The sequence below is a fragment of the Pseudomonas sp. GW821-FHT03E01 genome (assembly GCF_059420765.1).
Map to the genome: position 1 here is coordinate 137,479 of NZ_JBWKUI010000010.1, position 14,216 is coordinate 151,694.

Here is a 14,216-nt window from a genome sequence, read left to right on the forward strand (position 1 = left end):
CTTGGGCGACCTCGACCCGTCAGCCCCAGTGACCGCCAGCGAGCCCCGGCCTCGACGCATTGGCGTACTGGGCGGGACCTTCGACCCGGTGCACATCGGCCATTTGCGCGGTGCGCTGGAAGTCGCCGAATCGCTGGCTCTCGATGAGTTGCGTCTGACACCCAGTGCCAGGCCGCCCCATCGGGACAAGCCGCAGGTATCGGCGAAGGACCGTCTGGCGATGGTCAAGTGCGCGGTGGCCGGTGTGGCACCGTTGGTGGTGGATGCCCGCGAATTGCAGCGGGACAAGCCGTCCTACACCATCGACACCCTGGAACTGATGCGCGCCGAACTTGCCGCTTCAGACCAGGTTTTTCTACTTTTGGGCTGGGACGCATTTTGCGGCCTGCCCACTTGGCACCGCTGGGAAGAGTTGCTCCAGCATTGCCACATCCTGGTGCTGCAACGCCCGGATGCCGACAGCGAACCGCCGGATGCCTTGCGCAACCTGCTGGCAGCACGTTCGGTGAGCGACCCGCTGGCCCTCAAAGGGCCGAGCGGACAGATTGCATTCGTCTGGCAGACACCGCTCGCGGTATCCGCCACCCAGATCCGTCAACTGCTGGCCAGCGGTAAGTCGGTACGTTTCCTGGTGCCCGACGCGGTCCTGGCCTACATCGATGCGCACGGACTTTACCGTGCGTCGAACTGAAAAAGGGCGCGCTTCAAGGCACGTGAATGCGTGTATCGAAGCGCCCGAACATACGAGCAAAACGAGTTTTATATGACTGACAAAGACGTAAACAAAGTAAAGCGCAAGGGCACATTCAAGAGCGCACCGCTGCCAGTAGAAGCACCAACTGGCGCGCCACTGGCCGGCGAAGAGCTGGTCAAGGTTGCCGTAGCGGCCCTGGAAGACGTCAAGGCCCAGGACATCCAGGTGATCGACGTTCGTGAAAAGCAGAGCATCACTGACTACATGATCATCGCCACCGGTACGTCCAACCGCCAGATCGGCGCGATGCTGGACAAGGTCCGCGAAGCCGTCAAAGCCCAAGGCGTCAAGCCGCTGGGTGAAGAAGGCAAGGGCGACAGCGACTGGGTGCTGCTGGATATGGACGACGTCATCGTGCACATGATGACCGCCTCGGCGCGCCAGTTCTATGACCTGGAACGCCTGTGGGCCGGTGCCGAGCAAAGCCGTTCTGCCAGCGCTGCACACCACAGCCCTGAGAACACCCATGAGCATTTCACCAAGCTCAACAAAGACCAGCAATAAGGGAACGCTGTGCGACTGCGACTGATCGCCGTCGGTTCACGCATGCCCAAGTGGGTGGAAGAAGGCTGGCATGAATATGCCAAGCGTCTTCCTTCCGAGCTGGCGCTGGAACTGGTGGAAATTCCGCTCAACACCCGCGGCAAGAACGCCGACGTGGCGCGCTTTATCCGTCAGGAAGGCGAAGCCATGCTGGCCAAGGTCGGGCCGAACGAGCGCGTTGTCACCCTCGAAGTCCACGGCAAGCCCTGGAGCACCGAGCAACTGGCGGTCGAACTCGATCGCTGGCGGCTGGACTCGCGCACGGTGAATTTCATGGTCGGCGGCCCCGAGGGGCTGGCGCCGGAAGTCTGTGCCCGGGCGGATCAACGCTGGTCGTTGTCGCCGTTGACGTTGCCGCACCCGTTGGTGCGGATTCTGATCGGTGAACAGCTGTATCGTGCCTGGACAGTGCTGTCCGGCCACCCTTACCACAAGTAGTTCTGCCCTCATGTCCCAGCCGATCCGCATCAAGGACCACGAAAAAGACGCCCGTCTGGTGCGTGGCCGCGTCGTGTTCGGGGCTATTGCGGTGGTGACGCTGATCGGCGTGCTGATCGCGCGGCTGTATTTCCTTCAGGTGATCCAGTACGAGTACCACTCGACCCTGTCGGAAAACAACCGCGTCCATGTGCAGCCGATTCCGCCGACTCGCGGGCTGATCTACGACCGCAATGGCGTGGTGGTGGCCGACAACCGGCCCAGCTTCAGCCTGAGCATGACCCGTGAACGCTCCGGCGATTGGCAGCAAGTGCTCGACGTGATCGTCGAAGTGCTGGAGCTGACGCCCGAGGACCGGGTGATCTTCGAGAAGCGTATGCGTCAGGGGCGTCGGCCGTTCGAGCCGGTGCCGATCCTGTTCGAGTTGACCGAAGAGCAGATCGCCCGCATCGCGGTGAACCAGTTCCGTCTACCCGGTGTGGAAGTGGTCGCGCAGCTGGTTCGTCACTATCCGCAGGGCGCGCACTTTGCGCACTCGGTGGGATATATGGGGCGGATCAACGAGAAAGAGCTCAAGTCTCTGGACCCGGTGAGTTACAGCGGCACCCATCAAATTGGCAAAACCGGCATCGAGCGCTTCTACGAGCCCGAATTGCACGGTCAGGTCGGTTACGAAGAAGTCGAGACCAACGCCCGTGGCCGTGTACTGCGGGTACTCAAACGTACCGAACCGATTTCCGGCAAGGACATCGTCCTGAGCCTGGACATCAAATTGCAGGAAGCTGCCGAAGCCGCGCTTGGCGGTCGCCGTGGCGCGGTGGTAGCGCTGGACCCGAAAACCGGTGAGGTGCTGGCGATGGTCAGCCAGCCGAGTTTCGATCCGAACCTGTTCGTCACCGGCATCAGTTTCAAGGCCTACTCCGAGCTGCGTGACTCCATCGACCGGCCACTGTTCAACCGCGTGCTGCGCGGTCTGTACCCGCCCGGTTCGACCATCAAGCCAGCGGTGGCGATTGCCGGCCTGGATGCGGGCGTGGTCACGGCGTCGACCCGGGTGTTCGACCCGGGTTACTACATGCTGCCCAACTACGATCACAAGTACCGCAACTGGAACCGTACCGGCGACGGCTTCGTCGATCTCGACACGGCGATCATGCGTTCCAACGACACCTACTTCTATGACCTGGCGCACAAGCTGGGGATTGATCGGTTGTCGTCCTACCTGAGCAAATTCGGCATTGGCCAGAAGGTCTCCCTGGATATGTTCGAAGAGTCGCCGGGGCTGATGCCGACACGGGAATGGAAGCGCGTGACCCGTCGTCAGGCCTGGTTCCCGGGCGAGACGCTGATTCTGGGGATCGGTCAGGGCTACATGCAGTCCACTCCGTTGCAACTGGCGCAGGCCACGGCACTGGTGGCCAACAAGGGTGTCTGGAATCGTCCGCACCTGGCCAAGACCATCGAGGGCGAGAAGCCGAAGGATGAACATCCGATGCCGGACATTATCCTGCGCGACCCGTCGGACTGGACCAAGGTCAATCACGGCATGCAGCAGGTAATGCACGGTGCCCGGGGTACGGCGCGCAAGGCATCGATCGGCGCGCAATACCGGATCGCCGGCAAAAGTGGTACGGCCCAGGTGGTTGCGATCAAGCAGGGCGAGAAGTACGACCGCTCCAAGGTGCAGGAGCGCCACCGCGACCACGCCTTGTTCGTCGGCTTCGCGCCGGCCGACAACCCGCAAATCGTGGTGTCGGTGATGGTCGAGAACGGCGAGTCCGGCTCCGGCGTCGCCGCGCCGGTGGTGCGTCAAGTGATGGACGCCTGGCTCCTCGACCAGGACGGACGACTGAAAGCCGAATACGCCAGCCCTATCAGTGCGGAGGCTACGGCCCGTGAAGAATAATTTCGATCGCATGCTCTCCAGCGAGGATGTGATGCGTCGCCGTGCGACGCTGTTGCAACGCCTGCACATCGACGGCCCGCTGCTGATCCTGCTGCTGACCCTCGCCGCCGGCAGCCTGTTCGTGCTGTATTCGGCCAGCGGCAAGAGCTGGGATCTGCTGGCCAAGCAAGCCACTTCCTTCGGCATCGGCCTGATATCGATGATCGTCATCGCCCAGTTCGAACCGCGCTTCATGGCCCGCTGGGTGCCGCTCGGCTATGTGGTCGGCGTGATCTTGCTGGTGGTGGTGGACGTCATGGGCCATAACGCCATGGGGGCCACCCGCTGGATCAATATCCCCGGGGTGATCCGCTTCCAGCCCTCGGAATTCATGAAGATCCTGATGCCGGCGACCATCGCCTGGTATTTGGCCAAGCGTTCCTTGCCACCCCAGCTCAAGCACGTGGGGATCAGTCTGGTGCTGATCGGTGTCCCGTTCATTCTGATCGTGCGTCAGCCCGACCTCGGCACTTCGTTGCTGATCCTCGCCGGTGGCGCATTCGTGCTGTTCATGGGTGGCCTGCGCTGGCGCTGGATCCTCAGCGTGATCGCCGCCGCCGTGCCGGTGGCCGTGGCGATGTGGTTCTTCATCATGCACGACTATCAAAAGCAGCGAATCCTGACCTTCCTCGACCCCGAGAGTGATCCGCTGGGCACGGGCTGGAACATCATTCAGTCGAAAGCGGCCATCGGTTCCGGTGGCGTGTTCGGCAAGGGCTGGTTGCTCGGTACCCAGTCGCACCTGGACTTCCTGCCAGAAAGCCACACCGACTTCATTATTGCGGTCCTGGGCGAAGAGTTCGGCCTGGTCGGTATCTGCGCGCTGTTGCTGATTTACCTGCTGTTGATCGGTCGCGGGCTGGTGATTACCGCCCAGGCCCAGACACTGTTTGGCAAATTGCTTGCGGGCAGCCTGACCATGACGTTTTTTGTTTACGTTTTCGTCAACATCGGTATGGTCAGTGGCCTGTTGCCGGTGGTGGGGGTGCCGTTGCCGTTCATTAGCTACGGAGGAACTTCGCTGGTGACGCTACTGTCAGCGTTTGGGGTTTTGATGTCGATCCATACCCATCGCAAGTGGATCGCGCAGGTTTGAATAAGGTGAAGATTTCAATGCAAGTAATGCGTGGCTGGGCGACTCGATACGCACCGTGGGTCGGCCTGGTGAGCATCCTTGGTTCCGTGCAGGAAGCATTGGCCGGCGATTACGAAGGCTCACCCCAGGTGGCCGAGTTCGTTGGTGAAATGACCCGTGACTACGGCTTTGCCGGTGAACAGCTGATGGGCGTGTTCCGCGAAGCCGAGCGCAAACAGTCGATTCTGGACGCGATCTCCAAACCCGCCGAACGCGTCAAGCAGTGGAAAGAATATCGCCCGATGTTCATCACCGACGCGCGCATCGCCCGTGGCGTGGACTTCTGGCGTCAGCACGAGGCGGTGCTGGCTCGCGCCGAGCAGGAATACGGTGTGCCGGCGCAGGTGATCGTCTCGATCATCGGCGTCGAAACCTTTTTTGGTCGCAATACTGGCAATTATCGGGTGATCGACGCCTTGTCGACCCTGGGTTTCGACTATCCTCCCCGTGCTGATTTCTTCCGCAAGGAGTTGCGTGAATTCCTGCTGCTGGCCCGTGAAGAGCAGGTCGACCCGTTGACCCTCAAAGGCTCCTATGCCGGAGCCATGGGCTTGCCGCAATTCATGCCGAGCAGCTTTCGCGCCTATGCGGTGGATTTCGACGGTGACGGCCACATTAATATCTGGAACAACCCCGATGATGCCATCGGCAGCGTCGCCAGTTATTTCAAGCAACACGGCTGGGTCGCCGGCGAACCTGTGGTCAGCCGTGCCGATGTGCGCGGCGATCAGGTGGACGAGGGGCTGACCGACGGCATCGAACCGACGAAAACCGTCGGGGAGTTGCGGGCGCTGGGCTGGTCGAGTCATGATGCGCTGCGCGATGATATGCCGGTCACGGCTTTCCGCCTGGAAGGTGACAATGGCCCTGAATACTGGATGGGCCTGACGAATTTTTACGCGATCACGCGTTATAACCGCAGCGTGATGTACGCCATGGCCGTACATCAACTGTCTGAACAGCTGGTCCAAGCACGGGGCGTCAAGTAATGCGGGCATTGCCTATGAATAAACCCCTGAAGCTCATGGCATTCGCCGCGTTGGCGGTGCTGGTCGCCAGTTGTTCGACCAGCCGCTCACCGACTCAGAAGTCTTCCACCGCCGTTCGTTCGGCCCCCGGCCTGGACATCAACCGGGCGCACAAGGATGGCGCACCCTGGTGGGACGTCGACGTATCGCGCATCCCGGATGCCACGCCGACCCTGCACAGCGGTCCTTATAAAGCCAACCCGTACACCGTGCTGGGCAAGACCTACTTCCCGCTGCAGGAATCCAAGACCTACGTCGCGTCGGGCACGGCGTCCTGGTATGGCACCAAGTTCCACGGCCAGAACACCGCCAACGGCGAGGTGTATGACCTGTATGGCATGAGCGCCGCCCACAAGACCTTGCCACTGCCAAGTTACGTTCGGGTGACCAACCTGGACAACAACAAGACGGTGATTCTGCGGGTCAATGACCGTGGGCCGTTCTATTCAGACCGGATCATCGACTTGTCCTACGCGGCCGCCAAGAAGCTTGGCTACGCTGAAATCGGCACGGCGCGGGTCAAGGTCGAAGGCATCGACCCGCAGGAATGGTGGGCGCAGAGAGGTCGTCCGGCGCCGTTGATGCTCAACGAGCCGCAAGTGGCGCAAAATGCCGCGCCGACCATGACCGCTTCCACTGGCACCGTCGAGCAATGGACGCCACCGCCGCAGCAACACGCCGCGGCCGTTGTGCCCGTGCAGATCGATGCAAAAAAAAACGCTTCTGTACCAGCCTCTGGCCAGTATCTGCAGGTGGGCGCGTTCGCCAACCCGGACGCTGCAGAGCTCCTGAGATCGAAGCTCAGCGGGATGGTGAGCGCTCCGGTGTTCATCAGCTCGATCGTGCGTAACCAGCAGACTCTGCATCGGGTGCGCATGGGGCCGATCGGCTCTGCGGGTGAAATCCAGCAGGTGCAGAACAGCGTGCGGCTGGCCAATCTCGGTTCACCGAGCCTGGTCAGCGCCGAGTAACACGTAGTACTTGATTGACGGTTCGCTTGCAGTTTTGGGGGGCGAACCGGGTTGTTGGCTCGTTGAAGAACAAAAGCCCGGCAAGGGTTACAGAGTGAGCAACTGAACACGTGACAGCTTTTTGAAAAGTTGTCTGATTAGTTTTGCCCTAGGGCAGTTTCCATTAGCGATTTCGAGAGACGGATGAACATCACCACCTTTGCCAAACGCCTGTGCCTGCTAGTCCCGCTGCTTCTCTCTCCCGCGGCTTTCGCGGTCGAGATGATGCCGTCGCCACCGCAATTGGCCGCCAAAGCCTACGTACTCATGGACGCCAGCAGCGGCAACGTGCTGGTAGAGAACAACGGTGACCAGCGTCTGCCGCCGGCCAGCCTGACCAAGCTGATGACCGCGTATATCGCGACCCTGGAAATCCGTCGTGGCCAGATCGGCGAAAACGATCCGGTGACCGTCAGCGAGAACGCCTGGCGTACCGGTGGTTCGCGGATGTTCATCAAGGTCGGCTCGCAAGTTACCGTCAGCGACCTGCTGCACGGCATCATCATTCAATCGGGCAACGACGCCAGTGTTGCGCTCTCCGAGCACATCGCCGGCAGCGAAGACGCATTCGCCGACCTGATGAACAAAACCGTTGCTGATCTGGGCATGACCAACACCCACTTCATGAACCCGACCGGTCTGCCGAACCCGGAGCACTACTCGTCGGCTCACGACATGGCCGTGCTGGCTCGCGCGATCATCCACGAAGACCCGGCTCACTACGCGATCTACTCGCAGAAAGAGTTCTTCTGGAACGGTATCAAGCAGCCTAACCGCAACCTGCTGCTGTGGCGCGACAAGACTGTCGACGGTCTGAAAACCGGTCACACCGACGAAGCCGGCTACTGCATGGTGTCTTCGGCCGTACGTGATGGCATGCGTCTGATCGCCGTGGTGTTCGGCACCAACAGCGAAGTGGCTCGTGCTGCCGAAACCCAGAAGTTGCTGACTTACGGTTTCCGCTTCTTCGAAACCCAGACCTTCTATCAGAAAGGCGCCGAGCTGGCTCAGGCACCTGTCTGGAAAGGCACCACCAATCAAGTCAAGGCCGGCCTGGCTGAAGACCTGACCATGACCTTGCCAAAAGGCCAGCTGAAGAAGCTTGCTGCCAGCATGACCATGAACCCGCAACTGGTTGCACCCATCGCCAAGGGCGACGTGATCGGTAAAGTCGAAGTGAAACTGGACGACAAAGTGGTGCACAGCGCCGACCTGATCGCTCTGGACGCAGTCGACGAGGGTGGTATCTTCCGCCGCATGTGGGATAGCATCCGTCTATTCTTCTACGGCTTGTTCAACTGATAGTGTGCACCTGCATGGCCCCACGCTGATCCGGCGTGGGGCCTTGCTGTCGCCACGGCTTACGCTTACGAGGCCGTTACGCCATGACCGATACCGAAGTAAAGGCGCCTAAGATCGAATTCCCCAACGTTGATTACCCGGTTAAGGTGATCAGCGATACGGGTGTGGGCAACAAAGACAAGATCATCGAGATCGTCAAGAAACACGCGACGATCAACCATGACCGCGTTGATGAGCGCCAAAGCACCAACGGCAAGTACACCACGATTCAGTTGCACATCGTCGCCACCGACCAGGACCAGCTGTACAACATCAACAGCGAACTGCGGGCTACCGGCTTCGTGCACATGGTGCTGTGATGCCTGGCACGCTGGGCTTTCGCGAACTTGGCCAGATGGCTTACGAGCCGGTCTGGCATGCCATGCAACGCTTCACCAACGAACGCGGCAGCGATGCCGCCGACGAGATCTGGCTGGTCGAGCACCCGCCGGTGTTCACCCAGGGCCAGGCCGGCAAGGCTGAACACCTGTTGCTGCCAGGCGATATTCCGGTGGTGCAGGTCGACCGCGGTGGGCAGGTGACCTACCACGGTCCGGGCCAGTTGGTGGCCTACCTGTTGCTGGATGTGCGCAAGCTGGGGTTCGGCGTGCGTGACCTGGTCAGCCGCATGGAGCAGTGCCTGATCGAGTTGCTGGCCAGTTACGGCGTGACCGCATCCGCCAAGCCGGATGCACCGGGTGTCTATGTCGATGGCGCGAAAATCGCGTCCTTGGGTCTGCGGATCCGCCACGGTTGTTCCTTTCATGGCCTGGCCCTGAACGTGGATATGAACCTGGAACCGTTTCGACGGATTAATCCCTGCGGCTATGCCGGGCTGGCGATGACCCAGCTGCGCGATCACGCAGGACCGATTGAATTTGCCGAGGTAAGTGCCCGGCTGCGCGCGCAGCTCGTCAAACACCTCGACTATGCTGAGCAGACGACCCTAACGGGCGGAATCGATTGATATGACTACTGATGCAGTGCAAACCATGATCCCGACGCTCGATGTCACCGAGCGTCCGGCCCCGCGTGCCAAGGTTGAAGCCGGCGTCAAGCTGCGCGGCGCCGAGAAGGTTGCACGCATCCCGGTGAAGATCATCCCGACCACCGAACTGCCGAAGAAACCTGACTGGATTCGCGTGCGCATCCCGGTTTCCCCGGAAGTCGACCGCATCAAGGCCTTGCTGCGCAAACACAAGCTGCACAGCGTTTGCGAAGAAGCATCCTGCCCGAACCTGGGCGAGTGCTTCTCCGGCGGCACCGCGACCTTCATGATCATGGGCGATATCTGCACCCGTCGTTGCCCGTTCTGCGACGTTGGCCATGGTCGTCCGAAGCCACTGGACGTGAACGAGCCGGAAAGCCTGGCCATTGCCATCGCCGACCTGAAACTGAAATACGTGGTCATCACCTCGGTAGACCGTGACGACCTGCGTGACGGTGGTGCCCAGCACTTTGCCGACTGCATCCGCGAAATCCGCAAACTGTCGCCGAACGTACAGCTCGAAACCCTGGTCCCGGACTACCGTGGCCGCATGGACGTCGCACTGGAAATCACCGCCGCCGAGCCGCCAGATGTGTTCAACCACAACCTGGAAACCGTGCCGCGCCTGTACAAGGCTGCGCGTCCGGGGTCGGATTACCAGTGGTCGCTGACCCTGCTGCAACGCTTCAAGCAGATGATGCCGCACATTCCGACCAAGTCCGGCCTGATGCTGGGTCTGGGCGAAACCGACGAAGAAGTCATCGAAGTCATGAAACGCATGCGCGAACACGACATCGACATGCTGACCCTGGGCCAGTACCTGCAACCGTCCCGCAGCCACTTGCCGGTCCAGCGCTTCGTGCACCCGGACACCTTCGCCTGGTTTGCCGAGGAAGGCTACAAGATGGGCTTCAAGAACGTCGCTTCCGGCCCGCTGGTACGCTCCTCGTACCACGCCGACGAGCAGGCGAAGCTGGTCAAGGCCGAATTGATGTCGTCCTGATTCCGCGCTGAGAAAAGAGCACGCCCGCAAGGTTAGTCCTTGCGGGCGTTTTCATTGGTGGTGCCCACATCCTCTGCAGGCTTTTCCTGCAAGCCGTGGTGCGACTGACCCTCTTTTGTTTATTCCCGTTCCTGACTACTGTGTGCTGAAGCATTCACACAGGGAGAATCATGGATGACTGCTCGACCGACCCACACCCTTTGTCCTCACGTCCCTGTTCCGGCCTTGCCGCCTGCAGGGCTGATCGGCGTCATTGCGCCTGCCGGCCCCGCTGCCCTGGACACCGATAAAGCGATTGCCTGGATGCGCGCTCGCGGCTATTCGCTGCGAGTGTTCCCCGGCGTTTACGAGAAAGACGGCTACCTGGCCGGCAGCGACGATGTGCGGCTCAATGACTTGCACGCGGCATTTACCGACAGCGAGGTCGACGCCATCATCTGTTTGCGTGGCGGTTACGGTACGCCGCGTTTGCTCGATCGGATCGATTTCGAGTTACTGCGCAACAATGCCAAACCGTTCATCGGCTATAGCGATATCACTGCACTGCATCTGGCAATCAGCCGTTATGCGGGTTTCGTGACGTTTCACGGCCCGATGCTCAATGCTGACCTGCTGGGTGACAAGCAGAAACCCACCGAGTCCTCGTTTTTCAACATGTTGCGCGGGCAAGTGACGGCGGACAGCGTGCTGGCGCACCCTGTGGCCTACCCGTTGACGACCGTCTCGCCAGGCATTGCTCACGGGCGTTTGCTGGGGGGCAATCTGTCGATGATCGCCGCGACCATGGGCACGCCTTACGAGATCGACGCCGAGGGCGCCATCCTGTTCATCGAAGACATCAACGAGCCGCTTTATCGCATTGATCGGCTGCTGACCCACTTGCGTCTGGCCGGCACGCTGCACAAGTTGCGCGGGGTTCTGGTGGGGGATGTGGCGGGCGTGGACACCATCGCGCTGGAGGGCTTGCTCAAGCAGACCTTCGCGTCGTTGCGCATACCCGTGCTGGCGGGGTGGCGCAGCGGGCATTGCGATCCGAACCTGACGTTGCCGATGGGGGCACTGGTCAGGCTGGATGCGGGGAGCAAGACGTTGGTGTTGGAGCAGGATGTGGTGATCAAGTAACAACACATCGCAAAAAAAGATCGCAGCCTTCGGCAGTTCCTGCAGGTGTACACAAAACCCTGTAGGAGCTGTCGAAGGCTGCGATCTTTTGCTTTTAGCGGTTACGCAAACCTTCGAGCAACTTGTGCGTAGGGTACCCATCCGCCGGCCAGCCAAACGACTGCTGCGCGCTGCGGATTGCTTTACGGGTATTGGCGCCGATGATGCCGTCGGGGGTGCCGGCGTCATAGTTCCGGGCGCTCAGCAGGGTTTGCAGCTCGATTCGCTCGGTACGGCTCAGCGGCAAGTCATCTTTTGGCCATAGACCGTTGATCAGGCCACCACCATTGAAACGCTCAGACAACAGGCTCACGCCCAAGGCGTAGGACGACGAGTTGTTGTACTTGAGGATTGCGCGGAAGTTATCGAAGATCAGGAATGCCGGGCCGCGATAGCCTGCCGGCAGGAGCAGGGCGGCCGACAGGTGTTCGGAACCGGCCGGAACCTGGACACCATTGGGCAGGGTGACCCCCAGTTGCTGCCACTCGGCGACGCTTTTGCGAATCGCGCCATCGGCCAGGACGTAATTGAAGCTGCTCGGCAGTTGGACTTCGAAGCCCCACGGCTGGCCTTTCTGCCAGCCAGAGCTTTGCAGGTAGTGCGCGGTCGAGGCCAGTGCATCAGCGGCGCTGTTCCAGATGTCACGGCGGCCATCGCCGTCGAAGTCTACGGCGTGGGTGTTGTAGGTGGTCGGGATGAACTGGGTCTGGCCCATGGCGCCCGCCCAGGAGCCGAGCATTTTCTCGGGTTCAATATCACCCTGTTGCAGGATCTGCAGGGCAGCGATCAGCTGCGCATGAGCAAAGCCAGGGCGTCGACCTTCATAGGCCAGGGTTGCCAGGGAGTTGATCACAGACTTGTTGCCCTGGAACTGACCGAAGTTACTCTCCATGCCCCACACCGCGACCAATGCCTGACGGTCGACGCCATAGCGCTGTTCGATGCTTTGCAGGATATCGGCGTACTGGCTGACCAGTGCCTGACCTTTGCGTACCCGCAGCGGCGACAGCGCGCCATCGAGGTATTCCCACACCGGACGAGTAAATTCCGGTTGGCTGCGGTCGGCACGGATCACGCTGGCGTCCAAGCTGACATTGGCAAAGGCACGGTCGAACAGGTCGGCGCGAATGCCGGCGGCGAGGGCGTCTTTGCGAAAGCCCGCCTGCCATTCGGCAAAGGTCTGGGTGGGCTGGATGTCGAGATCCTCACCAGTCGGAACCACCGGCGGAACGACCGCAGGGGCCGTGGCAACGGCTTGGGTTTGAAGCGGCTGGGCGTCGGCGGCGGTGGGTTTTTCCGCGCAGGCGACAAGCAGAACGAGGCTGGAGGCAGCTATCAATTGGCGAAGGTGCCAACGACGGGAAAGACAAAGGGGCATGCACAGGTCCAGAGGATACGAATCAGGTGCAGACCTTAACATGTTGAGCGATGGCTTGCCTTTCAGGCTGCCAGAAAGTAAGAAGCCTCCCAGCTATTAGACTGGAAGGCTTCGCGGCGGTAGCTGCCTTTGCCCTTGCCGGCTCGTTCCTGACGGCTGCGGAACAGTGGCTGGGCGATGATGGATTTGGCCTTGTTGGGGCCATGCTTGGATGGCTTTTTACTCATGATGATCTCTCGCAAGTGAGTGGATTTTGCGGGACAAATCATCGGCCGAAGTTGGGGTTCTGTCTAGTCCCTGGGATATGTAGGAAATGATGGCTTGTGGCGAGGGAGCTTGCTCTCGTTCGGCTGCGGAGCAGTCGTAAAACCGTTTCGGGGTCGCTTCGCAACCCAGCGGGAGCAAGCTCCCTCGCCACAGAGGTTGGTGCAGGCTGGAAAACAGGTTATTCGGCAGGCAACGACAATCTCTGCCCAGCCATCAACAACGTCAACCGGCTCAAACTCATCCAGGGTGAACCCGCCGCCTGGCCTTTGATCTGCGCGTCGATGCGCTGTGCTTCAAGCAGCAATTGCGCCCAGCGTTGTGCCGAGTAGCGTTGCAGTGCCTTGCTCATCAGTGGTTTGCGCTTGTCCCAGACCGGCGGTCGGGCCTGGCTGAAGGCTTTGTCCAGCGGCACGCCCTGGCTGTATTGCAGCGACAGGTTGGCCAGCAGGCGCAGTTCACGGGCCAGCGCCCAGAGAATCACCGGCGGTTCGACGCCTTCGCCGCGCAGCCCTTCGAGCATGCGCAGGGCATGAGCAGCTTCGCCGTTGAGGATCGCGTCGGTCAAGCCGAAGACGTCGAAGCGCGCGCTGTCGGCCACCGCCGCTTGCACGGTTTCGACGGTGATCTGACCACCTTCGGCCATCAGCTTGAGCTTTTCGATTTCCTGGGCGGCAGCCAGCAAGTTGCCTTCGACCCGAGCGGCGATCAGTTCGACGGCGTCCTGGCTGGCGGAAAGCCCGGCCTGGGACAGTCGTTGACGAATCCAGCTCGGCAACTGGTTGGTGTCCACGGGCCAGATTTGCACGAACTGGGTCTGCGGACCTTCGACCAGCGCCTTGCCCCACTTGGTTTTCTGCGCACTGCCATCAAGCTTGGGCAGGCTGATCAGCAGTAGCGTGTCTTCTGCCGGGCGCGAGCAGTACTCGATGAGCGCGGCGGCGCCTTTGTCACCAGGTTTGCCGGAGGGCAGGCGCAGTTCCAGAAGACGTTTTTCGGCGAACAGCGACATGCTTGCACCAGCCTGCAGCAGCGTACCCCAGTCGAAACTGGCGTCGGCGGCGAAGACCTGGCGTTCATCGAAACCTTGTTGGCGAGCAGCGGCGCGAATGGCGTCGGCGGCTTCCTGGCACAGCAGTGGGTCATCGCCACTGATGATGTAGACCGGCGCAAGAGCGCCTTGCAGGTGTTTACCGAGTTGGGCGGGGGCGAGTTTCATAAGAGGAGG

The 14,216-nt window shown here is 60.9% G+C and carries 15 protein-coding genes; 12 read left to right on the forward strand and 3 right to left on the reverse strand.

Annotated features, from left to right (window positions below; genetic code table 11):
• Position 1 precedes the first annotated feature (1 nt).
• From nadD to AC07VO_RS18235, 12 genes are all read left to right on the forward strand, one after another.
• Positions 2-691, forward strand: coding sequence for a nicotinate-nucleotide adenylyltransferase (nadD, locus tag AC07VO_RS18180; protein ID WP_018925751.1), 690 nt, complete (start codon positions 2-4; stop codon positions 689-691).
• Between the two features lie 72 nt (positions 692-763).
• Positions 764-1,258, forward strand: coding sequence for a ribosome silencing factor (gene rsfS, locus AC07VO_RS18185; protein WP_019581345.1), 495 nt, complete (start codon positions 764-766; stop codon positions 1,256-1,258).
• A gap of 9 nt (positions 1,259-1,267) precedes the next feature.
• The gene (gene rlmH / locus AC07VO_RS18190) at positions 1,268-1,735 is read left to right on the forward strand and encodes a 23S rRNA (pseudouridine(1915)-N(3))-methyltransferase RlmH (RefSeq protein ID WP_007937439.1); all 468 of its coding nucleotides are present in this window, start codon (positions 1,268-1,270) and stop codon (positions 1,733-1,735) included.
• Positions 1,736-1,745: 10 nt separating this feature from the next.
• The gene (mrdA, locus tag AC07VO_RS18195) at positions 1,746-3,641 is read left to right on the forward strand and encodes a penicillin-binding protein 2 (RefSeq protein ID WP_086945939.1); all 1,896 of its coding nucleotides are present in this window, start codon (positions 1,746-1,748) and stop codon (positions 3,639-3,641) included.
• A 31-nt stretch (positions 3,642-3,672) separates the two neighbouring features.
• The gene (rodA, locus tag AC07VO_RS18200; RefSeq protein WP_019650887.1) at positions 3,673-4,776 is read left to right on the forward strand and encodes a rod shape-determining protein RodA; all 1,104 of its coding nucleotides are present in this window, start codon (positions 3,673-3,675) and stop codon (positions 4,774-4,776) included.
• 17 nt (positions 4,777-4,793) lie between these two features.
• Complete coding sequence (gene mltB, locus AC07VO_RS18205) at positions 4,794-5,804, forward strand: lytic murein transglycosylase B (protein WP_086945938.1); 1,011 nt, start codon at positions 4,794-4,796, stop codon at positions 5,802-5,804.
• The gene (locus AC07VO_RS18210) at positions 5,804-6,814 is read left to right on the forward strand and encodes a septal ring lytic transglycosylase RlpA family protein (protein ID WP_064620605.1); all 1,011 of its coding nucleotides are present in this window, start codon (positions 5,804-5,806) and stop codon (positions 6,812-6,814) included. The genes mltB and AC07VO_RS18210 overlap by 1 nt, the downstream gene beginning before the upstream one ends.
• 183 nt (positions 6,815-6,997) lie before the next feature.
• Entirely contained in the window at positions 6,998-8,155 is a 1,158-nt protein-coding gene (locus tag AC07VO_RS18215) for a D-alanyl-D-alanine carboxypeptidase family protein (protein ID WP_018925757.1), read from the forward strand.
• Between the two features lie 83 nt (positions 8,156-8,238).
• The gene (locus AC07VO_RS18220; protein ID WP_003215438.1) at positions 8,239-8,514 is read left to right on the forward strand and encodes a DUF493 domain-containing protein; all 276 of its coding nucleotides are present in this window, start codon (positions 8,239-8,241) and stop codon (positions 8,512-8,514) included.
• Positions 8,514-9,161 carry a lipoyl(octanoyl) transferase LipB gene (gene lipB / locus AC07VO_RS18225; RefSeq protein ID WP_007937425.1) on the forward strand — a complete coding sequence of 216 codons (648 nt, stop codon included), beginning with the start codon at positions 8,514-8,516 and terminating at the stop codon, positions 9,159-9,161. Before AC07VO_RS18220 ends, lipB begins: the two co-directional genes overlap by 1 nt.
• A gap of 1 nt (position 9,162) precedes the next feature.
• Positions 9,163-10,185, forward strand: coding sequence for a lipoyl synthase (gene lipA / locus AC07VO_RS18230; RefSeq protein WP_007946663.1), 1,023 nt, complete (start codon positions 9,163-9,165; stop codon positions 10,183-10,185).
• Positions 10,186-10,359: 174 nt separating this feature from the next.
• A complete protein-coding gene (locus tag AC07VO_RS18235; RefSeq protein WP_018925758.1) occupies positions 10,360-11,307 on the forward strand; it encodes a S66 peptidase family protein in 948 nt (315 codons plus the stop codon).
• A 94-nt stretch (positions 11,308-11,401) separates the two neighbouring features.
• Here the strand turns inward: AC07VO_RS18235 and AC07VO_RS18240 are convergent, their stop codons facing one another.
• The 3 genes from AC07VO_RS18240 to holA form a co-directional block, all read right to left on the reverse strand.
• The gene (locus tag AC07VO_RS18240) at positions 11,402-12,724 is read right to left on the reverse strand and encodes a lytic murein transglycosylase (protein WP_019650890.1); all 1,323 of its coding nucleotides are present in this window, start codon (positions 12,722-12,724) and stop codon (positions 11,402-11,404) included.
• 62 nt (positions 12,725-12,786) lie between these two features.
• A complete protein-coding gene (gene arfA, locus AC07VO_RS18245) occupies positions 12,787-12,951 on the reverse strand; it encodes an alternative ribosome rescue factor ArfA (protein WP_003176285.1) in 165 nt (54 codons plus the stop codon).
• 218 nt (positions 12,952-13,169) lie between these two features.
• A complete protein-coding gene (gene holA, locus AC07VO_RS18250; protein WP_007937416.1) occupies positions 13,170-14,207 on the reverse strand; it encodes a DNA polymerase III subunit delta in 1,038 nt (345 codons plus the stop codon).
• Positions 14,208-14,216: the final 9 nt, after the last annotated feature.